This is a genomic window from uncultured Reyranella sp., assembly GCF_945957355.1.
Lineage (GTDB): Bacteria > Pseudomonadota > Alphaproteobacteria > Reyranellales > Reyranellaceae > Reyranella.
Window position 1 is genome coordinate 56,766 of sequence record NZ_CAMFKM010000002.1, and the last position, 21,781, is coordinate 78,546.

The window sequence follows — 21,781 nt, forward strand, 5'->3', positions numbered from 1 at the left end:
CGCTTGTCGAGCCGGCGGCCTATAAGGACGGGCAATGGATATCCTGTCGATCGCCCTTCTCGCCGCCGTCGTTCTGCTGGCGCTCATTCTCGTCGCGGTCCTGATGCGCCAGGGTGGCGGCAACCGCGAGGCCGAGCAGCGGATGCAGCAGCAGCTCGCGCTGGCGCTCAGCCAGCAGGCCGAGACCGTACAGCGGGTCGAGAAGTCGCTGCGCGAGCAGGAGCAGGCGCTGGCCAAGGTGGTCGTCGAGCGGCTGGACCGCACCGAGAAGGCCACGGGCCAGATCGTCACCGACCTGCGCGAGCGGCTGGCGCGCATCGACGAGGCGCAGAAGAAGATCGGCGAGCTCTCGACCCAGGTCGTGAGCCTGCAGGAGGTCCTGTCCAACAAGCAGGCCCGCGGCGCCTTCGGCGAGGTCCAGCTCAACGACCTGGTGCAGAGCGCCCTGCCGCCGTCGGCCTATGCCTTCCAGGAGACGCTCTCGACGGGCGTCCGCGCCGACTGCCTGCTCCGGCTGCCCAATCCGCCAGGCCCGATCGCCATCGACGCCAAGTTCCCGCTGGAGAGCTACAGCCTCCTGCGGGCGGTCCCCGCGGGCGACGGTGCAGCGCTGCTGGCGGCGCAGCGCGCTTTCCAGCAGGCGATCCGCAAGCACATCGGAGACATCCGCGCCAAGTACATCGTGCCCGGCGAAACCGCCGAATCGGCGCTGATGTTCCTGCCTTCCGAAGCCGTCTATGCCGAGCTGCATGCCAACTTCACCGGCCTCGTGGAGGAATCCTACAAGGCGCGTGTGTGGATCGTGTCACCCACGACCATGATGGCGACCCTGAACACGGTGCGCGCCGTCCTGAAGGACGTGCGCATGCGCGAGCAGGCCGGCGAGATCCAGAAGACGGTCGGGCTGCTGCTGGGCGACGTGAAGCGGCTCGACGACCGGGTCGACAATCTGAAGAAGCACTTCGCCCAGACCGAGAAGGACCTGCGCGAGATCGACACCTCGACCACGGCCATCAGCCGCCGCGGCGAACGCATCCTCGCCGTCGACCTGGGCGAGGAGCCGACCGCGCTGCCGCCGAAGGTCTAGCCACCGACGCGCAAAGGTCCCTCGCTACGCTCGGGATGACAACATTGTTGGATTTGGCGCAGTGCGCCGACCGTAAACAAGCTGTCATCCTGAGCGCAGCGAAGGACCTTTAATCTTCGCTAGATCAGCCCCACGGGCCACGACGGGGCGCCGACGAAGACTGGGCACGCGGCTGGGCGTAGGTCTGGCCGCCCATCGCCTCCAGGCGAGCGATGCGCTCCTCCATCGGCGGGTGGGTCGAGAACAGGCTCGACATGCCGCCGGCCAGGGCGAGCGGGTTGGCGATGTACATGTGGGCGGTCGCCGGATTGCGCTCGGCCGCCTCGTTGTGGATCTGCTGCGTGCCGGCATGCAGCTTGGCCAGCGCCGAGGCGAGCCACTGCGGCTGGCCGCAGATCTCCGCGCCCATGCGGTCGGCCTCGTATTCGCGGCCGCGGCTGATCGCCATCTGCACCAGCATGGCGGCCATCGGCGCCAGGATCATCGCGGCGATGGCGACGATCGGATTGACCAGCGGCCGGCCTTCCGAGTCGCGGCCGCCGCCCATCAGGCCGCCGAAGCTCGCCAGCATACCGATCGCGCCCGACAGGGTGGCGGCCACGGTCATGATCAGCGTATCGCGGTGGCGGACATGGGCCAGCTCGTGCGCCATGACGCCGGCCACCTCCTCGCGGCTGAGATAGCGCAGCAGGCCGGTGGTCGCGGCCACGGCGGCATGTTCGGGATCGCGGCCGGTCGCGAAGGCGTTGGGCTGGTCCTCGTCGATCAGATAGACGCGCGGCATCGGCAGGCCGGCGCGCTGCACCAGCTCGTGGACGATGCCAAACAGCTCGGGCGCGTTCTGCGGCCCGACTTCCTGCGCATTGGCCATGCGCAGGACCATCTGGTCGCTGTTCCAGTAGGCGAAGAGGTTCATGCCCAGCGCGGCGACGAGGGCGATGACGAGGCCGGTCTGGCCTCCCAGCAGGTAGCCCGCCACGAGGACGAAGCCCGTCAGCGCGGCGAGCAGGAGGGCGGTCTTGAAGTAATTCATGGCGGGTAAGTTGGTCTGCAAAAGTGGCGAATCAAGGTAGGGACAGGCATCATGCGGCCATGACCGACACCAGCAAGCCCACCCCGCCGGAGCCGCCGAAGGCGGACCCGGCAACTCCGCCCGCGCCTGAGAAGCCCAAGAAGGTCGAGGAGATCGGCGGCCCACCCGGCCCTGAGCCCACCCGCTACGGCGACTGGCAGTTCAACGGCAAGGTGACCGACTTCTAGGCCCCCCCCGGCGGTGGCACGAAGACTGCCTCGCGATGCTCGACCCGACGAACTCCGAGTAGGCCCATGACCAAAGCCGACATCTTCCACCCCAGCTTCAAGGCGCAGCCCTGGTGGTGGGAGGCGTGGACGCCCAACAACGCGCTGAGCGTCGACCCGCCCGCGAAGACCGACGTGGTGATCGTGGGCGCCGGCTACGGCGGCCTGTCGACGGCCCTCGAGCTGAGGCGCAACGGCATCGACTGCGTGGTGCTGGAACGCGGCGTGTTCGGCATCGGCGCCTCGACCCGCAACGGCGGCATGCTCTCGGGCGGCACCAACATCGCCAAGGGACTGGGCGGCAAGAACCTGAAGGTCGAGGCCGAGTTCGAGGCCAACAAGGCGGCGTTCCTGGGCAGCGGCGCCGATTCGCTGCAGACCCTGATCGACATCATCCACCGCGAGAAGATCGATTGCGGCCTGATCACCAACGGCCGCTTCACCGGCGCCTGGACGCCGAAGCACTACGACGATCAGGCGCGCAAGGTCGAGATGTTCAACAAGTACGCCAATGTCGGCGCCGAGATGATCCCGCGCGAGCGGGTGCGCGAGATGATGGCGTCCGACTATTACTATGGCGGCATGTACGTCCGGAGCGGCGGCAACCTCCATCCGGCGCGCTACTACAAGGGCCTGCTCGAAGCCGCGCACGGCCAGGGCGCGGTTCTCTGCGGCGAGGTCGAGGCTGAGCGCATCGAAAAGACCGGCAATGGCTGGCGCGTGCTGACGGCCAAGGGCCCGATCGCCTGCCGGGAAGTCGTGATCGCCACCAACGGCTATACCGGCGACCTGACGCCGAAGCTGAAGATGCGGGTCGTGCCAGTGGCGAGCCACATCATCGCCACCGAAGAGCTGCCGATGCCGGCGACGGATCTCATTCCAATGCAGCGCTCGATCGGCGACACCAAGCGCGTGCTGACCTATTACCGGCCCTCGCCCGATGCCCGACACATGATCTTTGGCGGTCGTGCCCGCTTCACCGCGGCGCCGCCGGAAGTGAGCGCGCCGATCCTGTACCAGTACATGATCGACCGCTTCCCGCAGCTGAAGGGCATTCGCATCACCCATGTCTGGACCGGCAACGTCGCCTTCGCGCTCGACTCGATGTCGCACATGGGCCAGGACGACGGCATGCACTATCTGCTGGCCTGCAACGGCAGCGGCGTCGCCATGATGACCTATCTCGGCACCCAGACCGCGAAGAAGATCGCCGGCGGCTCCAACGCCCCGGTCAATGCCTTCGACGGCCGCGAGTTCCCGGGGCACCCGCTCTACAACGGCGATCCCTCTCTCTATCTCCCGCTGATCGGCGCGCTGTATCGCACCCAGGACTGGCTCGACCGCAAGATGGCCGGTTAGCGACTCATTGGAGCGCGCCACTCCAGTGGCGCTCATGCGCCGTCGCTGAGCAGGATATGAGCGCCACTGGAGTGGCGCGCTCCCATGAGATTGAGTCCGATATGACCAGCCCTTCGTCAGACACCCTCCTCGTCTCCCTCGCCGATGTGCGCGCCGCCGCTTCGCGCATCGCGGGCGCCGTCGTCCATACGCCCTGCCTGCGCAGCGAGACGCTGTCGCGCATCGCCCGGGCGGACGTCTGGGTGAAGTTCGAGAACCTGCAGTTCACCGCTTCCTTCAAGGAGCGCGGCGCGCTGAACACGCTGCTGCAGCTCACCGACGAGGAGCGGCGGCGCGGCGTCATCGCCATGTCGGCCGGCAACCACGCGCAGGGCGTCGCCTATCACGCGGGCCGTCTCGGCATCCCCGCGACCATCGTCATGCCGTCCTTCACGCCCAACACCAAGGTGAAGCACACGCGCGGGCACGGCGCCCGGGTCGTACTGATCGGCGACACGCTCGCGGAAGCGGCCGCCGAGGCCCATCGGCTGGCCGATGCCGAGAAGCTGGTGTTCGTGCATCCCTATGACGATCCGCGCATCATTGCCGGACAGGGCACGATCGCGCTGGAGATGCTGGCCGACGCGCCGGACATCGACACGCTGGTCGTTCCGGTCGGCGGCGGCGGCATGCTGGCCGGCTGCGCCGTCGCCGCGCGCGGCCTCAAGCCCGGCATGACGGTGATCGGCGTCGAGACGGCGGGCTACTCGGCCATGCGCCAGCTGCTGGCCGGCGAGGCGGTGACGGTGGGCGGCGACACGATCGCCGAGGGCATCGCCGTGCGCGACATCGGCAAGGTGCCGCTCGCCATCGCGCGCGCCCTGGTCGACCGGGTGCTGACGGTCGACGAGGTGGCGATCGAGCGCGCCATCGCGCTGTTCCTCGAGGTCGAGAAGACCGTCGCCGAGGGCGCCGGCGCCGCAGGCCTCGCGGCCCTGCTCGCCCATCCCGACGTCTTCGAGGGCCGCAAGGTCGGGCTGGTCCTGTGCGGCGGCAACATCGACACCCGCCTGCTGGCCTCGGTGCTGCTGCGCGGCCTGGTCCGCGACGGCCGCATCGTACGCCTGCGCCTGATGATCCCCGACCTCCCCGGCCAACTCGCCCGCGTCGCCGGCCTGATCGGCGGCGCCGGCGGCAACATCGTGGAAGTGCAGCACCAGCGCCTGTTCGGCAGCGTGGTCGCCAAATCCACCGAACTCGACGTGACGCTCGAAACCCGCGACCGCGACCATGCCCGCGAACTGGTCGCCGCGCTGCAGGCCGAGGGTTTCAAGGTCCGCGTCCTGGAGGGCGCGGACGCGTAGCGTTATTTCGGCGCCAGGACGACCGCGCCCGCCACGGCATCCGTGACCCCGAGACCGTTGCCGAGGTCTTCGAGCGTATCGCGGAAGGAATTGAGGGTCGCGATCATGGCGGGCCGCGCGGCGATGCACGCCTCCATGTCCGGCCACTCGGCGATCAGGCAGTAGGACCGGTCGCCGGTCTTGATGATGTTTGCCTGCACCAGGCCCGGCCAGGCGTGGGCGATGCCGTTATGGGCGTCCAGGAACTCCTGGTCGCGACCGGGCCTTACACGGAAACGTACCGTATTGAACGCAGCCATTGCCCCCTCCCCGTAGTGGCTGGAACGATACGCACCCCCTATGCGATTGCGCAATATCTGCGATCACCAGAGATCGGGTTTGGCGACCATCAGCAGATAAATGACGATCAGCGCGATGAAGGCTGGCCATCCGAGGGCAAACCAGACCCGCATGGCGCTGTAGTAGTCGGGCGCCAAGGACTGGTTCGTGGCGAGCGCCTGCGCCGCAAGATCGCGTGCATGGATCTGCAGCACGACGACAGGCACCCAGCAGACGAAGGCCAGAACGTAGAGCGCATACGTCACGACAAGCCAGGGCGCGGTGAGATCGAGGCCGCTCTGCATTGCAAGCGCCAAGCCGGTGATCGGCTGCAGGATACCTGCCGGCAATGTGAACAGCCAATCGGCCAGAACGACATTGCGCGTCACAATGGCAATGCCGCGCACGTCGCCGCGCAGATGTGCGAACCACATCTGAAAGGCCGTGCCGATTCCCGTGCCGAACAGCACCGTGCTGCTCAGGATGTGCAGCCACTTCATCCAGAGATAGGAGTCGATGCCCAGCATCATCGCTCCTCCTCCAGGACCGCCCAGACGCCGATCAGAGCGAGGATGGGAAGATTCTTGAGCAACGCCCCGAACGGCTCCAGCCACAGCCCCGGCGCCAGCACGGTCAGCAGGACCGTATAGCCGCCGACCACCGCGAGCTGGATCGCCGCCATCCATCGCGGTCGCCAGCGAAGCAGCAGCGCAACGGCAATCAGCAGATCCACGATCGAGAAGGCCAGCGCCAGCGGTCGCGACGGCAGTCCCAGGCTCGAAAACGCGGCGTCCACCGTGGCGTAGGAGGCAACGGGTGCCAGCACACCGGCGAATGCCGAGCCGAGCCACAAAAGGGTCAGCACCGTTCGCATCAGCGGTCGCAGGAAATACAGGCGCGCGTGCCAGAGGTCCTGGGTCTGCGCCGGACGGCGCGCCAGCATGTCGTCCATCCGGCGCGGTGTGAATCCGATCCGGTCGGCAAATGTGGTGGCCGACTCTCTCCCGACATTGCCGAATTCGAGCTGGCGCAGGCTCGCCCTGCCAAGCGGACCGCCACCTGCGAGATCTGCGATTCGCGCGGCAAGGCGCATCACGGGCATCGGGATCGCAAGAGCCGGAACGGGTGCGAAACCGAGCCAGGCCCGATACTTCGCGACCAGGTCGCGCAGAGTGACGGCTTCGGGACCAACTGGTTCGAGCGTCTGGCGCGCAAACCGATCGCCTTCCACGATCCTCGCCACTGTCTCGACCAGATCGTCGATATGGATCGGACGGAACGAAGCCGAGCCGTCTCCGACCAGCGGACTGAAGCCCGGCAGGCCGGCGAGGCCGCGCAGCGCCGACGTGCCACCATAGCTCCCCTCCCCGTAGACCAGCGAGGGCCGCAGCACCGTCCAATCGAGCGGCAGGCTGCGCAGATGATCGTCGGCACGCTTCTTGGTCAGCGCATATTCGGTGCCAGCCTCGTCGTCGGCGCTGATGGCCGACACCTGCACCACGCGGCGAATGCCGGCTGCCAAGCAGGCCTCGAACAGGGCGATCGGCGCGGTCGCGTGAATGGCCTCGATGTCCTGTCCTCGCCCGCCATGCAGGACGCCAGCGCAATTGACGACGGCCTCGACTCCCGCCAGCCGGGATCGCCAGACCTCCGGAGAGACATCGCGATTGAAGTCGGCAGCAAGAGCCTCGACATCCGGCCATTTGCGGCGGAAGGCAGCCGGATCGCGGACCGCGGCGACCATTTCATGGCCCCTCGCCTGGAGGCCGGCCAGAAGCTGCCCGCCAATGAATCCGTTCGCGCCTGTCAGCAGAATTCGCACGGCCGGAACTTAGCAAAACCGCGCCACCTTGGCGCGATGAGCCGCCATGGCGATCCACCGCCGACCGGGCTAAAAGACCGGCCATGTCCGCCTCGACCCAATACGTCCCCTCGCCCACGCCCGATCTGGCCCGCGTCCAGCGCGCGTTGATCTCCGTTTCCGACAAGGAGGGCCTGGTCGAGCTGGGCAAGGCGCTGGCGGCGCACGGGGTGGAAATCCTCTCGACCGGTGGGTCGGCCAAGTCGCTGCGCGACGCCGGGCTGAAGGTGGTCGAGGTCAGCGACCATACCGGCTTCCCCGAGATCATGGACGGGCGGGTCAAGACCCTGCAGCCCTCGATCCATGGCGGCATCCTGGCCCGGCGGACCGACGCCGGCCACCAGAAGGCGATGAGCGACCACAGGATCGCGGGCATCGATCTCGTGGTGGTGAACCTCTACCCGTTCGAGGCCACCGTGGCGCGCGGCGCCGACTTCCCGACCTGCGTCGAGAACATCGACATCGGCGGCCCGGCGCTGATCCGTGCCTCGGCCAAGAACCACGACTTCGTGACGATCGTGGTCGACCCCAAGGACTATGCCTCGGTGCTGCAGGAGCTGGACGCCAACAAGGGCGCCACGACCCTGGCGCTGCGCCGCAAGCTCGCGGCCAAGGCCTATGCCCGCACTGCCTCCTATGACTCGGCGATCGCCAACTGGTTCGCGGCCCAGGAGGGCGAGACCTTCCCCGAGCGGCTGACGCTCTCGGCGGAGCGCGTGCAGACCCTGCGCTACGGCGAGAACCCGCACCAGAAAGCCGCCTTCTACAGCGACGGCAGCAAGCGGCCGGGCGTCGCCACGGCGCGCATGATCCAGGGCAAGGAGCTGTCCTACAACAATATCGGCGACACCGAATCGGCCTACGAGTGCGTCGCCGAATTCGCCGAATCGGCCATCGTCGTGGTGAAGCACGCCAACCCCTGCGGCGTGGCGGTCGATCCCGACCAGTTCACGGCCTATCAGAAGGCCTATGCCTGCGATCCGGTCTCGATCTTCGGCGGCATCGTCGCGGTCAACCGCACGCTCGAGGCCAAGGTCGCTGCCGAGCTGGTGAAGCTGTTCCTCGAAGTGGTGATCGCGCCCGACGCGACGCCGGAGGCGCTGGCGATCCTCGCGACCCGCAAGAACGTGCGCGTGCTGCTGGCCGGCGCCCTGCCCGATCCGTCGACCGCCGGCATGACGCTGAAGAGCGTGGCCGGCGGCTATCTCTTCCAGACGCGCGACAACGGGCATCTCCAGAAGAGCGACCTCAAGGTCGTGACCAAGCGCTCGCCGACGCCGAAGGAACTCGACGACCTGCTGTTCGCCTTCACGGTCTGCAAGCACGTGAAGTCGAATGCCATCGTCTATGCCAAGGACGGCGCCACGGTGGGCGTCGGCGCCGGCCAGATGAATCGCCGCGACAGCTCGCGCATCGCCGCCATCCGCGCCGCCGAATCGGGTGAGGCCGCGGGCCTCGCGGTCAGCCCAGCGGTCGGCAGCGTCGTCGCTTCAGATGCCTTCTTCCCCTTCGCCGACGGTCTTCTGGCCGCCGCCGAAGCCGGCGCCACGGCGATCATCCAGCCGGGCGGCTCGATGCGCGACAAGGAAGTGATCGACGCGGCCGACGAGAAGGGCCTCGCGATGGTGTTCACCGGGATGCGGCACTTCCGGCATTAATCGTCTCAATGGAGCGCGCAACTCCAGTTGCGCTCTTCTCTTTGAGCGCCACTGGAGTGGCGCGCTCCAATGACTACCCCACCTTGATCTGCTTCGCCGACGCCATCGCCTTGCGGCGCGCCTCCTTGACGGTGCGGCCGGTGGCCAGCGCGACGGCCATGCGGCGGTGGCCCTTCACCTCGGGCTTGCCGAAGATGCGGACCGACGTGCCGGGCGCGGTGAGCGCTGTGGCGATGCCGGTATAGGTCGGATCCTCGATCGTGCCGCTGCCCAGCACGGGGACCGAGGCGCCGGGTTGGCAAGTGATCTCGGGGATCGGCAGGCGGAGGATGGCGCGGACGTGCAGCTCCATCTCGCTCATGTTCTGCGAGACCATCGTCACCATGCCGGTGTCGTGCGGGCGCGGCGAGAGCTCGGAGAACCAGACCTTGTCGCCCTTCACGAACATCTCGACGCCGAACAGGCCGCGGCCCTTGGCGCCGCACAGCTCGTTCACGACTTTCTTCGCGATGTCGCGCGCCTTGCGCAGCGCCGCCTTCGACATGGCATGCGGCTGCCAGCTCTCGCGATAATCGCCGTCGACCTGGATGTGGCCGATCGGCTCGCAGAAGCCGAAGCCGCCCTCGTGGCGCACGGTGAGCAGGGTGATCTCGTAGTCGAAGTCGATGGCGCCTTCGACGATCACCAGCCCGGTGCTGGCGCGCGTGCCTTCCATCGCGATCTTCCAGCTCTTCGCCACATCGGCGGGCTTGCGCGCGACGCTCTGGCCGTGGCCGGACGACGACATGGTGGGCTTGATGAAGCAGGGAAACCCGACGGCCTCGGCGCCCGCCTGCAGCTCCTCGAGGCTGGCGGCGAAGCGATAGGGCGAGGTCGGCAGCCTGAGCTTCTCGGCCGCGAGCTTGCGAATCCCGCGGCGATCCATGGTGAGCTGGGCGGCGCGCGCCGTCGGGATGACGGTCCAGCCTTCTTTCTCAAGCTCGACCAATGTGTCGGTGGCGATGGCCTCGATCTCCGGCACGATGAAGTCGGGCTGCACCTTTTCGACAACGTAGCGCATGGCCTCGCCGTCGCGCATGTCGAACTCATAGGCGCTGTTGGCGACCAGCATGGCCGGCGCATCGGCGTAGCGGTCGCAGGCAATGACTTCGATGCCGAAGCGCATCGCTTCGATGACGACTTCCTTGCCGAGCTCGCCCGAGCCCAGCAGCATCATTTTGACGGCAGACCGCTTGAGCGGCGTGCCGAATTTCCTGATCTTCATCGGCCGATGATAGCAGGTGGACTTATACCGCCAACTGGTCAGAGGGCGGCACGCCACGCCGATCAGGCCAGGGCGTCGTCGATCGCGCTGCCCAGCCGGTCGACGATGTCGCCGATCTGTTCTTCGGTCACGATGAAGGGCGGCGCCAGCAGGACATGGTCGCCGCGCTGGCCATCGATCGTGCCGCCCATCGGATAGACCATCAGGCCGCGCGCCATCGCCGCCTTCTTCACCTTCGCATGGAGCTTGCGCGCCGGATCGAACGGCTCCCTGGTCGAGCGGTCCTCGACCAGCTCGACGGCCTGGAAGAGGCCACGGCCGCGAATGTCGCCGACATGCGGATGGTTGCCGAAGCGCTCGCTCAAGCGCCGCTGCAGCAGCGCGCCCATCGTCTTCACGTTGGCCAGGAGATTGTCGCGCCGGATCGTCTCCTGCACGGCCAGCCCCGCGGCACAGGCCATGGGATGCCCCATGTAGGTGTGGCCGTGCTGGAAGAAGCCGCTGCCCGTGGCGAAGGTCTCGTAGATATGCTTGCCCAGCAGCACGGCGCCGATCGGCTCGTAGCCGCCGCCCAGCCCCTTGGCGATGGTCATCAGGTCGGGTGCGATGCCTTCCTGCTCGCAGGCGTGAAGCGTGCCGGTGCGGCCCATGCCGCACATCACCTCGTCGAGGATCAGCAGCACGCCGTGGCGATCGCAGATCTCGCGGATGCGCTTGAAGTAGCCCGGCGCCGGCGGCACCGCGCCCGACGTGGCACCGACCACAGTCTCGGCGACGAAGGCCATAACCGTGCCGGCACCCAGCTCGAGGATCTTCTGCTCCAGCAGGTTCGCCGCGCGCAGGCCATAGGCCTCGTCGGATTCGCCCGGCTGCTGGAAACGATAGGCGAAGCAGGGATCGATGTGATGCGTCTCGATCAGCAGCGGCGAGAAGGGCGCGCGCCGCCAGGCGTTGCCGCCGGCCGCCAGCGCGCCCAGCGTGTTGCCGTGGTAGCTCTGGCGCCGTGCGATGACATGGCGACGACCGGTCTCGCCGCGTTCGGTGAAATACTGCCGCGCCATCTTGAGCGAGGCCTCGATCGCCTCCGAACCGCCGCTCACCAGGTAGGCATGGCTCAGGCCCTTCGGCGCATCCTCGATCAGCCGGTCGCCGAGCCGCTCGGCGACGTCGGTCGTGAAGAAGCCGGTATGCGCGTAGGCGAGCCTGTCGAGCTGCTCCTGCAGCGCCCTGGTCACCGCTGGATGGCCGTGGCCGAGGCACGACACGGCGGCGCCGCCCGAGGCGTCGAGATAGCGCTTGCCGGTGCTGTCGACGATCTCGATGCCCGAGCCGCCCACGGCCACGGGAAGGGTTCCGCCGATCTGGCGATGCAGGATGTGGGTCATGGTCTTTCCGGGGATGTGCGACGGGTGAGATGGACGCCGAACGCCGAGAGCTGCGCCTCGGTGCGTTCGAGCGCCGCCAGCGCGTCCTGCCCGCCATTGCCCGCCACCAGGGCGGCGAGGATCTCGGCGACCGCGAGCAGCGGCGTCATGGTGTGGAAGAAGGACGGGCTCTCGGTCGCCACGAGGATGGTGGCGACGGAGAGCGAGGCGAGCGGCGAAACCTCGCTGTCGGTCAACGCGACCACCGGCACGCCGCCGGCGGCGGCATAGCGCACCGCCTCGATGGTGGCACGGGCATAGGGCTCGACGCTGGCGGCCAGCAACACGTCGTCGGGCCCGGCGTCGCGGATCGCGTCGAGGCCGGTGCCGCCGGCATCGTCGAGCATCACCGTTTTGTTGCCCAGCAGCGACAGCATGTAGTGGAAGTGCCAGGCGGCCGCATGACAGGAACGCAGGCCGAGGCAATAGACGCGGCGGGCCGCGTGAAGGTGGTTGGCCGCACCGGCCAGCCGTTCGAGCGATTCGGGCTCGGCCAGTCGCGCGATCTGACGCGACAGCGACAACGCCATGTCAGCGGCCAGGGCGCGCTCGCCACGCAGGCTCTGCACCTCGACCTGGGCTTCGGCCTTGCCGGCAAAACCCAGGGTCCCGGCCCGCACCGCCCCGGCATAGAGCGCGCGGACCTCGTCGTAGCCCTCGAGGCCCAGGCGCTTGGCCAGCCGCGTCATGGTCGCGGCCGGCACGCCGGCACGCCGCGCCTGCTCCCGCATGGAGAGCAGGGCGACATCGCCGGGCCGGTCGAGCATGTAGCGCGCCGCGGTCTTGAGTTGCGGCGACAACAGCTCGTAGGTCTCGACGATCGAAGTGGAGAGAGGCCCGCCGGTCATCTCCGCTCTCCCGAGCGGCCAACAAGATCAGAAACAAAAAAGCCGTCGTCTCGACCGGAGCCGAGCGCAGCGAGGCGGAGTGGAGAGACCTTCTCTCCACCATTTGCCGGCTGCGGACAGAGAGAAGGTCTCTCCGCTCCGCGCTTCGCGCTTCGGTCGAGACGACGGGGGTGTTGCATAACGAGTAGTCCCGCGCCTCAGCGCAGCGGGACCGGGTACATCAGGCCGCCCTTGGTCCACAGCGCGTTCAGGCCGCGCGGCAGCTTGAGCGGGCTGTCCATGCCGACATTGCGCTCGTAGCTCTCGCCGTAGTTACCGACCTGCTTCACGATGTTGTAGGCCCACTTCTCGTCGATCTGCAGCGCCTTGCCATTGCCCGGCGTGACGCCCAGGAAACGCTTCACCAGCGCGTCGGTCGACTTCAGCTGCTCATCGACATTGGCCTTGGTGATGCCGCGCTCCTCGGCCTCGATCATCGCCATGAACGACCAGCGCACGACGGTCAGCCACACGTCGTCGCCGCGGCGCACGAAGGGTCCCAGCGGCTCCTTCGAGATCAGCTCCGGCAAGACCATGTAGTCGGCCTGCTTGCCGCGGGTCGCCAGCGCCGAGGCGAGCGCCGAGGAGTCCTGGGTCATGGCATCGCAACGGCCAGCGAAGAAGGCCTCGTACATGACGTCCTGGCTTTCGAAGACGACCGCCTTGATCTGCAGGTTCCGGCCGCGGAACCAGCTCGCCACGTTGAACTCGTGGGTCGTGCCCTGGGCGACGCAGATCGTGGCGCCCGCGAGCTCGGCCAGGCCTTTCACGCCGAGCTTCTTCGGCACCATGAAGCCCTGGCCGTCATAGAAGTTGATGCCGGCATACTGGATGCCGAGGCCGGCATCGCGCTCCAGCGTGATCGTCGAGTTGCGCACCAGCACGTCGATCTCGCCCGACTGCAGGGCGAGGAAGCGCTGCTGGGCGGACAGCGGCACGTACTTGGCCTTGGTCGCGTCGCCCAGCACGGCGGCGGCCACGGCATTGCACATGTCGATGTCGAGGCCGGTCCACTTGCCCTGGCTGTTGGGCAGCGAAAAGCCGCCGAGGCCGACATTGACGCCGCAGATGACCTGGTCGCGCTTCTTGACGGTTTCGAGCGTCGACGGCGTCTGCGCCGAGACGCTGGCGGCCGCAAAGGCGAAGGCACCGAAGGCGGCGCCGGCAGCGAGAAGTCGCTTGAACATGTGATCTCCCGGAAAGAGGTCCTGGAAGTTATCGCGGGCAGACCCAGCGCTGCAACGAATGAATCTATATCGGTCTGTCTGATCCATTTGTTTCAAACGCTGGCAATGCCAGCAGTCACGAAACGGTTTCTGTCATGCATCTGAGTTACTTCGGCAGGAATTGACACCGCATTGCACTGCAACCACATGTCCACTTCGCGACGCAAAATGATCGCGGGGAGTCCACATTGTCCGTCCGTCGCCGCCTCCTGGCCGTTGCCAGTCTTTTCCTTTGGGCTCTTCCCGCCGCCTCCTTCGCGCAGGGCGGGCCGCCCGCCATGCCGGTCGGCGTCTCCGAACCCATCGCCAAGCGCGTCACCCAGTGGGACGAATATTCCGGCCGCTTCGAAGCCGTCGCGACCGTCGAGGTCCGCGCCCGCGTCTCGGGTTTCATCGACAAGATCAACTTCCGCGACGGCCAGATCGTCAAGGAAGGGGACCCCCTGTTCACCATCGACAAGCGTCCCTACGAGATCGCGGTCGAATCGGCCGAGGCCGAGGTCGCGCGCAACAAGGCCCAGGTCGATCTGGCGGAGCTGCAGGTCGGACGCGGCGCATCCCTGATTGCCTCGCGCACCATCACGGAAGCCGAACAGGATTCGCGCAAGTCGACGCTCGCGGTCGCCCGCGCCCAGCTCAAGTCGGCCGAGGCGGCGCTGCGCAACGCCCAGCTCAACCTCGAATGGACGAACGTCACGGCGCCGATCGCCGGCCGCATCTCCGACCGCAAGGTCGATGCCGGCAACCTGATCTCGGGCGGCCAGACCGGCGCCACCCTGCTCGCCACGATCGTGACGCTCGACCCCATCCGCTTCGTCTTCGACATCTCGGAAGCCGATCATCTCCGCTACAGCCGGCTAATCCTGTCGGGGGCGCTGGCCTCCTCGCGTGACGGCGCCAATCCCGTCCGCATCCGCCTCTCCGACGAGACCGACTGGAAACGCACCGGCAAGGTCGACTTCGTCGACAACGCGATGACCGCACGGTCGGGCACGATCCGCGTACGCGCCCTGGTCGACAACAAGGACCAGCTGCTGACGCCCGGCATCTTCGGCCGCGTGCAGCTGTTCGGCGGCGAGTACGACGCGCTGCTGGTGCCCGACTCGGCCATCATCTCCGACCAGGCGCGCAAGATCGTGTTCGTCGTGGGCCCCGGAGACGTCGTGCAGGCCAAGCCGGTGATGCTCGGCACGCTGGTCGACGGGCTGCGGGTGATCCGCTCCGGCCTCGCGCCCACCGACAAGGTGGTGCTCGACGGCCTCGCCAATCCAATGGTCCGGCCCGGCGCCAAGGTCGTGCCGCAGAAGGGCGAGATCGTCGCCAAGGCCAAGTAAGGGCCCCCCATGCGTTTTTCCCATTTCTTCATCGACCGGCCGATCTTCGCGTCGGTGCTCTCGGTCATCATCGTGATCGTGGGCTTCATCGCCCAGCGCGGCCTTCCCGTGGCGGAATATCCCGAGATCGCGCCGCCGACCGTCAACATCACCGCAACCTATCCCGGCGCCTCCGCCGAGGTGATCGCCGAGACGGTCGCGACGCCGATCGAGCTCGAGGTCAACGGCGTCGACGACATGCTCTACATCGAGTCGCAGTCGACCGGTGACGGCCGCCTGTCGATCAACGTCGTGTTCAAGCCCGGCGTGAACATCGACCAGGCGCAGGTGCTGGTGCAGAACCGCGTCGCGGTCGCCCAGCCGCGACTGCCCGAGGACGTGCAGCGTCTCGGCATCGTGGTGCGCAAGGCCTCGCCCGACCTGATGATGGTCGTGCACATGGTCTCGCCAGACGGCAGCCGCGACCAGCAGTACATCTCCAACTACGCCACGCTCTACGTGAAGGACGTGCTGACCCGCGTCGACGGCGTCGGCAACGTGCTGGTGTTCGGCGGTCGCGACTACTCGATGCGCATCTGGCTCGACCCGGCAAGGGTCGCGGCGCGCAACCTCACGGCCGGCGAGGTCGTGCTGGCGCTGCGGGCGGCGAACCTCCAGGTCGCGGCCGGTGCGGTCAACCAGGCCCCGGCGGTGTCGCCGGGCGGCTTCACCCTGTCGGTGCGCACGCTCGGGCGGTTGAGTTCGCCCGACCAGTTCGAGAACATCGTGATCCGTGCCGAGCCGGACGGGTCGGTGACGCGCCTGCGCGACATCGCCCGAGTCGAGCTGGGCGCGCAGGACTACACACTGAACGCCTACCTCAACAACAAGACGGCCACCGCGCTCGGCATCTTCCAGCGGCCGGGATCCAACGCGCTCGCCACCTCGGACGCGATCATCGCCGAGATGGAGCGACTGAAGAAGAGCTTCCCGTCCGGCCTCGACTACACGATCGTCTACAATCCCACGACCTTCATCCAGGCCTCGGTCGACGCCGTCATCACGACCCTGTTCGAGGCCGTGATCCTGGTCGTCGTCGTCGTGATCCTGTTCCTGCAGACCTGGCGCGCGGCGATCATCCCGATCCTCGCCATCCCGGTCTCGCTGATCGGCTCGTTCGCCGTGATGGCCGCGGTGGGCATCTCGTTCAACACCCTGTCGCTGTTCGGGCTGGTGCTGGCGATCGGCATCGTGGTCGACGACGCCATCGTCGTGGTCGAGAACGTCGAGCGCTACCTGACACAGGGCATGTCGCCCAAGGAGGCCGCGCACAAGACGATGGACGAGGTCGGCGGCGCGCTGATCGCGATCTCGCTGGTGCTGATCGCGGTGTTCCTGCCGACCGCCTTCATCACCGGCCTGCAGGGCACCTTCTACAAGCAGTTCGCCATCACCATCGCCGCCTCGACCGCCATTTCGGCCTTCGTGTCGCTCACGCTCTCGCCCGCGATGGCGGCGCTGCTGCTGAAGACGCATGCCCTGTCGCATGTCGAGAAGCCGAAGCCCGGCCTGCTGGAGCGGCTTGCCTGGCCGATCAACTGGTTCTTCGGCCACTTCAACCGCGGCTTCGAGGCGCTGTCGAACTTCTACGGCCGCATGACGGCGCGGTTGATCCGCATGGGCTTCGTCATGCGGGTGATCTATGCCGGCTTGCTGGCGCTCACCCAGAACCGGCTCGTCTCGACCCCGACCGGCCTGGTGCCGCAGCTCGACCGTTCCTACCTGATCGCGGCCATGCAGCTGCCCGCCGGCTCGACGCTCGAGCGGTCGGACGCCTTGGTCCGCAAGGCCAGCGAGATCATCATGTCGCGGCCGGGCGTCGCCAACGCGGTCTCGTTCGTCGGCTTCGACGGCGCGACCTTCACCAACGCCCCCAACACGGGCGTGATCTTCGTGACCCTCAAGCCCTTCAAGGAGCGGCCGGGCATCACCAAGGACATGATCCTGGCCGACCTGCGCGGACAGATGTTCGCGCTGCGCGAGGCCTTCGTGTTCGTCCTGGAGCCGCCCTCGGTGCCGGGCATCGGCACCGGCGGCGGCCTCAAGGGCTACGTGCAGGACCGCGCGTCGCGCGGGCTGACGGCCCTGGAGGGCGCCACCTGGGCCCTCGCCGGCGCAGCGGGACAGTCGCCGGGCCTCACCCAGGCCTTCACGCTCTACAATACGCGCACGCCGCAGATCTATGCGGACATCGACCGGACCAAGGCCGAGCAGCTCGGCGTGCCGATCGCCCGCGTGTTCGAGACGCTGTCGGCCTACATGGGCTCGGCCTACGTCAACGACTTCAACATCCTCGGCCGCACCTATCGCGTGACCGTGCAGGCGGACGATCCCTATCGCCTCACCCTGCGCGACGTCGAGAACCTGAAGACGCGCAGCGTGAGCGGTGAGATGGTGCCGATCGGCGCCGTCGCGACCTTCGAGGACATCACCGGTCCCTACCGCGTGGCCCGCTACAATCTCTATCCGGCGGCCGAGGTGCAGGTGGCGCTGCAGCGCGGCTACTCCTCGGGGCAGGGTATCGCCACGATGGAAGCGCTGGCGGAGAAGGTGCTGCCCTCGGGCTTCGGCTTCGAATGGACCGAGATCGCGCTGCAGGAGAAGCTGGCGGGCAATACCGCGATCCTGGCCTTCGGCCTGGCCGTGCTGTTCGTGTTCCTGCTGCTGGCGGCGCTCTACGAGAGCTGGCTTCTGCCGCTGGCCGTCATCCTGATCGTGCCGATGTGTATCCTCGCGGCCATGATCGGCGTGAACATCCGCGGCCTCGACCGCAATGTGCTGGTCGAGATCGGCCTCGTCGTGCTGGTGGGCCTGGCGGCGAAAAACGCCATCCTGATCGTGGAGTTCGCCAAGCAGGCGCACGAGGCGGGCATGAACCGCTTCGACGCGGCGGTCAGCGCCTCCAAGACCCGGCTGCGTCCCATCCTGATGACCTCGCTGGCCTTCATCCTGGGCGTGGTGCCGCTGGTCATCAGCACCGGCGCCGGCGCGGAGATGCGCCAGTCGCTCGGTACGGCGGTGTTCTCCGGCATGATCGGCGTCACGATCTTCGGCCTGATCTTCACGCCGGTCTTCTATGTGCTGAGCGTCGGCCTGGCCGAGCTGCGCTTCAAGTGGCGCAAGCAGGAGATCAAGCCGGAGTTCAAGCCGGAATAGGCCTCGGCGAAGCAGGTGGCGGGCGCAGCAGCGCGAACGCCACCTGCACGAGGCCGGCGGTGAGGCCCATCGCGACACCGAGACGCCAGGCGAGGTCGTAGGAGCCCAGCGCGTCGAACAGGAGGCCACCGCCCAGGGCGCCGACGAAGCTGCCGACCTGGTGGCTCATGAAGGCGACGCCCTGGATCATCGCCTGCCAGCGCAGGCCGAACATCTCGACCACCGAGCCAGCGACCAGCGGCCCGACACCCAGCCACAGGAAGCCCATGGCCGAGGCGAAGACCAGCGTACTGGCCGGCGTTGGCGGCATCGCGAAATAGCAGGCGAGCACGATCGAGCGGGCGATGTAAATGCCGCCCAGCAGGCCGAGCTTGGACCAGTGGCCCCCGGCCCAGCCGAAAAAGAGACTGCCGAACACGTTGAACAGGGCGATCGCGCCCAGCGCGCCGGCGCTGAGCGACGGGTCCATGCCGCAGATCGCGAGATAGGACGGCAGGTGCGTGGTGATGAACAGCAACTGCATGCCGCAGACGAAGTAGGCCGCGGTCATCACGAGGAACGACGGGTTGCGCAGCGCGGCCCCGAGCGCCAGGCGCGGCGAGGCGGCGCTGATGTCGCCCGAGGCTGGCGTGGGCGGCGCCAGCCGGTCGACCCTGCCGGCGATCCACGCCGCCGGCAGCATGAAGACGGTCAGCGCCAGGAAGCCCAGCAGGCCGGTGCGCCAGCCGAAGTCGGTCGTAAGCGTCTGGCCGAGCGGTGCGGACACGAGTGCGCCCAGCGAGCCGGTCGCCGTGATCGCCCCCAGCACGAAGCTGCGCGACCTGGCGGGCACGGCGCGCGCGCCGACGGCGAGCGAGATCGCCGAGGCGGTGCAAGCGAGCGCCATCCCGATCAGCACGCCACCGCCCAGCATCACGCCGCTCATACCGTCCGCCCGCGAAAACAGGCCGAGCCCGGCAACGTAGAGGGCCGCACCGCCGACCATGATCGGCCGGAATCCCAGGCGAACCGCCAGCGCGCCAGCGATCGGCTGCAGGAAACCCCAGGCAAGGTTCTGGACCGACATGGCCAGCGCAAAGTCGGAAACGGTCAGCGCGATGTCGCGTGTCAGCGGCTGCATCACGAGGCCGAAGCTCTGGCGCACGCCCATGCCGAGGCTCAGCATGACCGAGGCCCCGATCAGGATCGGCATGACCGGCCGCAATTCCTTTAGGATGGCCATGACGCGCCTCCACCTTGTTACACAGACCTGTGTACCTTAAGGTTGGCGCCGGAAGGGGGTCAAGGCACCATGGCGAGAGCGGACGTCAGGGCAGCAATGCAGGAGCGCATCCTCGAGACGGCGGACCGGCTATTCTACGGCCAGGGAATCCGCGCCGTCGGGGTCGACACGATCGCGGCCGAGATCGGCATCAGCAAGCGCACGCTCTACAACTACTTCCCGTCCAAGGACGACTTGATCGTGGCCTACCTGTCGCGCCGGCTGAAACCGGCGCCGCCGTCGGACCGGCCGCCGCTGGAACAGATCCTGGGCGCCTTCGACCGGCTGGAACGCACCATCGCGACCGGCGTTTTCCGCGGCTGTCCCTTCGTGAACGCGGTGGCCGAACTGAAGGAGCCGGCGCACGCCGCCAACAAGATCGCGCTGGCCTTCAAGGAACAGCGGCGGGCGTGGTTTCAGGCGCTGTTGCGGCAGCTCGGTGTTAAGGAGGCCGAATCGTTGTCGATGCAGCTCCAGATCCTGACCGATGGCGCCATCGCCGGCGCCATCGTGCGCGGCGATCCCAAGGTCGCGGCGGCGGCACGAGAGGCGGCGACGGTGTTGTTGAAGGCGGCGGGCATCAAGCTGCCGCGGAAAGTCAGGTCGGATCAGGCCTGAGCACACGGTGCAGATCGAGGACCGGCGGCTTGTGCCCGAGTTGCGAGAGCAGCGTGTGGACCTGCGCCCTGTGGTGCGTCTGGTGATTGAAGAAATGCGGCAGGATCACCGACCAAGGATCCTCAGTGTCGAAGCCGGAATTGTTGACGTAGCGCACGCTGCCACGTTCGAAGCCTTCGGGCAGAGTCGCGAAGAACTGCTCCATGTGGCGGTCGAGGCGCTCGCGCTCCGCGCGCAACGCCTCGAATTTCTCGTACTGGACGGCGCCGAGGCCGGTCGACACATGCGAGCCGCCTTCGAAGCGCGCCATCCAGATCCGGTCGCCCAGAAGCAGATGGTTCAACGTGCCATGCACGCTGCCGAAGAAGGCCCCGAGATCGCGGCGGTACTCGGCGCCGGAGAGCCCGGCGCAGGCCGCATAGAGCTTCTCGTTGGCCAGTCGGTTGTAGCGGGCGTACTGGCCCCAGATCCCATCCATGACCCGGTTAGCGGGCCGCGGCGGAGACCCAGCGGGTGAAGTTACGAATGAGGCCGGCCACGGCGGCACCGCGCAGGCGATGGGCGCGGGCTTCGAGGGCGCGACGTTCGGTGATGGTGGGATAGGGGACCGTGAACATGGGAAAGACCTCCAAGGGTTGAAAGCAACATAATTCCGTTCTTCCCGGCGGTTAATACGGAGTGTATGACGAACACTCCTGAATTTAATTCATCAATCACGCAATGATCGATCACGCGAGCGAGATGGCGGCCTTCGTCAGGGTCGTTGATTCCAAAGGCTTTTCCGCCGCCGCACCCAGCCTCGGCCTGACCCCGTCGGCGGTCAGCAAGCTGGTGACCCGGCTCGAGACCCGGTTGGGCGTGCGGCTGCTCCAGCGCACGACCCGGGCGATCAGCCTCACCGAGGAAGGCGAGGCCTTCTACGCGACGGCGCGGCGCATCGTGGGCGAGATCGAGACGCTCGAGAACCAGATCAGCGGCCAGAGCGGCACGCCGCACGGGCTCCTGAAGGTCACGACGTCGCTCGCCTTCTCGACCCACCAGCTCGCGCCGGTGATTGCCGAGTTCCTGGAACGCTATCCGCTGTTGCAACTCGAGCTGATGCCGACCGACCGGGTCGTCGACATGATCGAGGAAGGCGTCGATGTCGCCATCCGCATCGGCCGGTTGGCCGATTCGAGCTTCATGGCCCGCCGGATCGGCGAGGATGTGCGGCTGGTCTGTGCCTCGCCCTCCTACCTCAGGAACCGGCGGCCCCTGCAGCGGCCGGAGGATCTGACGCGCCACAACTGCATCATCTCGCGCGACCGCACCTATCTGAACCGCTGGCCGTTCCGCATCGACGGCGAGATCCGCGAGATCGAGGTCGGCGGGCGGGTCGCCGTCACGGAAGGCGAGGCCCAGATGAGACTGGCGCTGCAGGGGCTCGGCATCGTGCGCCTGACCCGGCTCACCGTCGCCACCGCCATCAAGAATGGCGAGTTGGTCTCGCTGCTGGAGGCGTTCCGCGCCGAGCAGCCGATCCCGATCCACGCGGTCTACCCGCACCGCCGCCATCTCGCGCCCAAGGTGACGGCCTTCATCGACTTCATCGTCGAGAAATTCTCGCCCCCTCCCTGGGAAATTTAGGTGCTAGGGTCCGTCCAACAA

20 protein-coding genes are annotated in these 21,781 nt (G+C 67.5%); 9 read left to right on the forward strand and 11 right to left on the reverse strand.

From position 1 onward, the window contains the following. The first annotated feature begins 34 nt into the window (after nucleotides 1-34). Nucleotides 35-1,087 (forward strand): DNA recombination protein RmuC, encoded by a 1,053-nt coding sequence (gene rmuC, locus Q0Q48_RS03305; protein ID WP_295133957.1) that lies wholly within the window; start codon nucleotides 35-37, stop codon nucleotides 1,085-1,087. A 124-nt stretch (nucleotides 1,088-1,211) separates the two neighbouring features. On the opposite strand, the gene htpX is transcribed toward rmuC, so the two are convergent. Then, entirely contained in the window at nucleotides 1,212-2,120 is a 909-nt protein-coding gene (gene htpX / locus Q0Q48_RS03310; protein ID WP_295133960.1) for a zinc metalloprotease HtpX, read from the reverse strand. Nucleotides 2,121-2,179: 59 nt separating this feature from the next. Here htpX and Q0Q48_RS03315 point away from each other — a divergent pair, with 59 nt between their 5' ends. From Q0Q48_RS03315 to Q0Q48_RS03325, 3 genes are all read left to right on the forward strand, one after another. Beyond that, complete coding sequence (locus Q0Q48_RS03315) at nucleotides 2,180-2,347, forward strand: DUF1674 domain-containing protein (RefSeq protein ID WP_295133963.1); 168 nt, start codon at nucleotides 2,180-2,182, stop codon at nucleotides 2,345-2,347. 66 nt (nucleotides 2,348-2,413) lie between these two features. Continuing rightward, the gene (locus tag Q0Q48_RS03320) at nucleotides 2,414-3,745 is read left to right on the forward strand and encodes an FAD-binding oxidoreductase (RefSeq protein WP_295133966.1); all 1,332 of its coding nucleotides are present in this window, start codon (nucleotides 2,414-2,416) and stop codon (nucleotides 3,743-3,745) included. A gap of 101 nt (nucleotides 3,746-3,846) precedes the next feature. Beyond that, entirely contained in the window at nucleotides 3,847-5,088 is a 1,242-nt protein-coding gene (locus tag Q0Q48_RS03325; RefSeq protein ID WP_295133969.1) for a threonine ammonia-lyase, read from the forward strand. A gap of 2 nt (nucleotides 5,089-5,090) precedes the next feature. Here the strand turns inward: Q0Q48_RS03325 and Q0Q48_RS03330 are convergent, their stop codons facing one another. The 3 genes from Q0Q48_RS03330 to Q0Q48_RS03340 all read right to left on the reverse strand — a co-directional run bounded on the left by Q0Q48_RS03330 (nucleotide 5,091) and on the right by Q0Q48_RS03340 (nucleotide 7,228). Then, nucleotides 5,091-5,387: an antibiotic biosynthesis monooxygenase gene (locus Q0Q48_RS03330; RefSeq protein WP_295133974.1), complete on the reverse strand. Its 297-nt coding sequence runs from the start codon at nucleotides 5,385-5,387 to the stop codon at nucleotides 5,091-5,093. A 63-nt stretch (nucleotides 5,388-5,450) separates the two neighbouring features. After that, the gene (locus Q0Q48_RS03335) at nucleotides 5,451-5,936 is read right to left on the reverse strand and encodes a DUF2269 domain-containing protein (RefSeq protein ID WP_295133977.1); all 486 of its coding nucleotides are present in this window, start codon (nucleotides 5,934-5,936) and stop codon (nucleotides 5,451-5,453) included. Further along, nucleotides 5,933-7,228 (reverse strand): NAD(P)H-binding protein, encoded by a 1,296-nt coding sequence (locus Q0Q48_RS03340; RefSeq protein WP_295133980.1) that lies wholly within the window; start codon nucleotides 7,226-7,228, stop codon nucleotides 5,933-5,935. Before Q0Q48_RS03340 ends, Q0Q48_RS03335 begins: the two co-directional genes overlap by 4 nt. An 83-nt stretch (nucleotides 7,229-7,311) precedes the next feature. Between Q0Q48_RS03340 and purH the strand changes: the two genes are divergently transcribed. After that, entirely contained in the window at nucleotides 7,312-8,925 is a 1,614-nt protein-coding gene (gene purH, locus Q0Q48_RS03345) for a bifunctional phosphoribosylaminoimidazolecarboxamide formyltransferase/IMP cyclohydrolase (protein ID WP_295133983.1), read from the forward strand. A 73-nt stretch (nucleotides 8,926-8,998) separates the two neighbouring features. On the opposite strand, the gene purT is transcribed toward purH, so the two are convergent. From purT to Q0Q48_RS03365, 4 genes are all read right to left on the reverse strand, one after another. Continuing rightward, nucleotides 8,999-10,189, reverse strand: a complete 1,191-nt coding sequence (gene purT / locus Q0Q48_RS03350; RefSeq protein ID WP_295133986.1) for a formate-dependent phosphoribosylglycinamide formyltransferase — start codon at nucleotides 10,187-10,189, stop codon at nucleotides 8,999-9,001. A 62-nt stretch (nucleotides 10,190-10,251) separates the two neighbouring features. Further along, nucleotides 10,252-11,574, reverse strand: a complete 1,323-nt coding sequence (locus tag Q0Q48_RS03355) for an aspartate aminotransferase family protein (RefSeq protein ID WP_295133988.1) — start codon at nucleotides 11,572-11,574, stop codon at nucleotides 10,252-10,254. Then, nucleotides 11,571-12,461 (reverse strand): MurR/RpiR family transcriptional regulator, encoded by an 891-nt coding sequence (locus tag Q0Q48_RS03360; RefSeq protein WP_295133991.1) that lies wholly within the window; start codon nucleotides 12,459-12,461, stop codon nucleotides 11,571-11,573. Before Q0Q48_RS03360 ends, Q0Q48_RS03355 begins: the two co-directional genes overlap by 4 nt. A gap of 197 nt (nucleotides 12,462-12,658) precedes the next feature. Continuing rightward, nucleotides 12,659-13,687 (reverse strand): amino acid ABC transporter substrate-binding protein, encoded by a 1,029-nt coding sequence (locus Q0Q48_RS03365; RefSeq protein ID WP_295133994.1) that lies wholly within the window; start codon nucleotides 13,685-13,687, stop codon nucleotides 12,659-12,661. Between the two features lie 227 nt (nucleotides 13,688-13,914). On the opposite strand from Q0Q48_RS03365, the gene Q0Q48_RS03370 reads away from it, so the two are divergent. Beyond that, the gene (locus Q0Q48_RS03370) at nucleotides 13,915-15,060 is read left to right on the forward strand and encodes an efflux RND transporter periplasmic adaptor subunit (protein WP_295133997.1); all 1,146 of its coding nucleotides are present in this window, start codon (nucleotides 13,915-13,917) and stop codon (nucleotides 15,058-15,060) included. Between the two features lie 9 nt (nucleotides 15,061-15,069). Then, nucleotides 15,070-18,255, forward strand: coding sequence for a multidrug efflux RND transporter permease subunit (locus tag Q0Q48_RS03375; protein ID WP_295134000.1), 3,186 nt, complete (start codon nucleotides 15,070-15,072; stop codon nucleotides 18,253-18,255). Here Q0Q48_RS03375 and Q0Q48_RS03380 read toward each other — a convergent pair. Next, the gene (locus Q0Q48_RS03380; RefSeq protein WP_295134002.1) at nucleotides 18,242-19,477 is read right to left on the reverse strand and encodes an MFS transporter; all 1,236 of its coding nucleotides are present in this window, start codon (nucleotides 19,475-19,477) and stop codon (nucleotides 18,242-18,244) included. The genes Q0Q48_RS03375 and Q0Q48_RS03380 overlap by 14 nt on opposite strands. A 69-nt stretch (nucleotides 19,478-19,546) precedes the next feature. Between Q0Q48_RS03380 and Q0Q48_RS03385 the strand changes: the two genes are divergently transcribed. Next, nucleotides 19,547-20,134 carry a TetR/AcrR family transcriptional regulator gene (locus tag Q0Q48_RS03385; RefSeq protein ID WP_295134005.1) on the forward strand — a complete coding sequence of 196 codons (588 nt, stop codon included), beginning with the start codon at nucleotides 19,547-19,549 and terminating at the stop codon, nucleotides 20,132-20,134. Here the strand turns inward: Q0Q48_RS03385 and Q0Q48_RS03390 are convergent. Together Q0Q48_RS03390 and Q0Q48_RS03395 are read right to left on the reverse strand one after the other, a co-directional pair. Next, nucleotides 20,115-20,612: a DinB family protein gene (locus Q0Q48_RS03390; RefSeq protein ID WP_295134008.1), complete on the reverse strand. Its 498-nt coding sequence runs from the start codon at nucleotides 20,610-20,612 to the stop codon at nucleotides 20,115-20,117. The two genes, Q0Q48_RS03385 and Q0Q48_RS03390, sit on opposite strands and share 20 nt — an antisense overlap. 7 nt (nucleotides 20,613-20,619) lie before the next feature. Then, entirely contained in the window at nucleotides 20,620-20,751 is a 132-nt protein-coding gene (locus Q0Q48_RS03395; protein WP_295134011.1) for a hypothetical protein, read from the reverse strand. Nucleotides 20,752-20,854: 103 nt separating this feature from the next. On the opposite strand from Q0Q48_RS03395, the gene Q0Q48_RS03400 reads away from it, so the two are divergent. Further along, nucleotides 20,855-21,760, forward strand: a complete 906-nt coding sequence (locus Q0Q48_RS03400) for a LysR family transcriptional regulator (RefSeq protein ID WP_295134014.1) — start codon at nucleotides 20,855-20,857, stop codon at nucleotides 21,758-21,760. Nucleotides 21,761-21,781: the final 21 nt, after the last annotated feature.

What these genes read in the sequence shown, in the direction of transcription:
- rmuC (WP_295133957.1), top strand. Translation starts at nt 35, where the DNA reads ATGGATATCCTGTCGATCGCCCTTCTCGCCGCCGTCGTTCTGCTGGCG.
- htpX (WP_295133960.1), bottom strand. Translation starts at nt 2,120, where the DNA reads ATGAATTACTTCAAGACCGCCCTCCTGCTCGCCGCGCTGACGGGCTTC.
- Q0Q48_RS03315 (WP_295133963.1), top strand. Translation starts at nt 2,180, where the DNA reads ATGACCGACACCAGCAAGCCCACCCCGCCGGAGCCGCCGAAGGCGGAC.
- Q0Q48_RS03320 (WP_295133966.1), top strand. Translation starts at nt 2,414, where the DNA reads ATGACCAAAGCCGACATCTTCCACCCCAGCTTCAAGGCGCAGCCCTGG.
- Q0Q48_RS03325 (WP_295133969.1), top strand. Translation starts at nt 3,847, where the DNA reads ATGACCAGCCCTTCGTCAGACACCCTCCTCGTCTCCCTCGCCGATGTG.
- Q0Q48_RS03330 (WP_295133974.1), bottom strand. Translation starts at nt 5,387, where the DNA reads ATGGCTGCGTTCAATACGGTACGTTTCCGTGTAAGGCCCGGTCGCGAC.
- Q0Q48_RS03335 (WP_295133977.1), bottom strand. Translation starts at nt 5,936, where the DNA reads ATGATGCTGGGCATCGACTCCTATCTCTGGATGAAGTGGCTGCACATC.
- purH (WP_295133983.1), top strand. Translation starts at nt 7,312, where the DNA reads ATGTCCGCCTCGACCCAATACGTCCCCTCGCCCACGCCCGATCTGGCC.
- purT (WP_295133986.1), bottom strand. Translation starts at nt 10,189, where the DNA reads ATGAAGATCAGGAAATTCGGCACGCCGCTCAAGCGGTCTGCCGTCAAA.
- Q0Q48_RS03355 (WP_295133988.1), bottom strand. Translation starts at nt 11,574, where the DNA reads ATGACCCACATCCTGCATCGCCAGATCGGCGGAACCCTTCCCGTGGCC.
- Q0Q48_RS03360 (WP_295133991.1), bottom strand. Translation starts at nt 12,461, where the DNA reads ATGACCGGCGGGCCTCTCTCCACTTCGATCGTCGAGACCTACGAGCTG.
- Q0Q48_RS03365 (WP_295133994.1), bottom strand. Translation starts at nt 13,687, where the DNA reads ATGTTCAAGCGACTTCTCGCTGCCGGCGCCGCCTTCGGTGCCTTCGCC.
- Q0Q48_RS03375 (WP_295134000.1), top strand. Translation starts at nt 15,070, where the DNA reads ATGCGTTTTTCCCATTTCTTCATCGACCGGCCGATCTTCGCGTCGGTG.
- Q0Q48_RS03380 (WP_295134002.1), bottom strand. Translation starts at nt 19,477, where the DNA reads ATGGCCATCCTAAAGGAATTGCGGCCGGTCATGCCGATCCTGATCGGG.
- Q0Q48_RS03385 (WP_295134005.1), top strand. Translation starts at nt 19,547, where the DNA reads ATGGCGAGAGCGGACGTCAGGGCAGCAATGCAGGAGCGCATCCTCGAG.
- Q0Q48_RS03390 (WP_295134008.1), bottom strand. Translation starts at nt 20,612, where the DNA reads ATGGATGGGATCTGGGGCCAGTACGCCCGCTACAACCGACTGGCCAAC.
- Q0Q48_RS03395 (WP_295134011.1), bottom strand. Translation starts at nt 20,751, where the DNA reads ATGTTCACGGTCCCCTATCCCACCATCACCGAACGTCGCGCCCTCGAA.
- Q0Q48_RS03400 (WP_295134014.1), top strand. Translation starts at nt 20,855, where the DNA reads ATGATCGATCACGCGAGCGAGATGGCGGCCTTCGTCAGGGTCGTTGAT.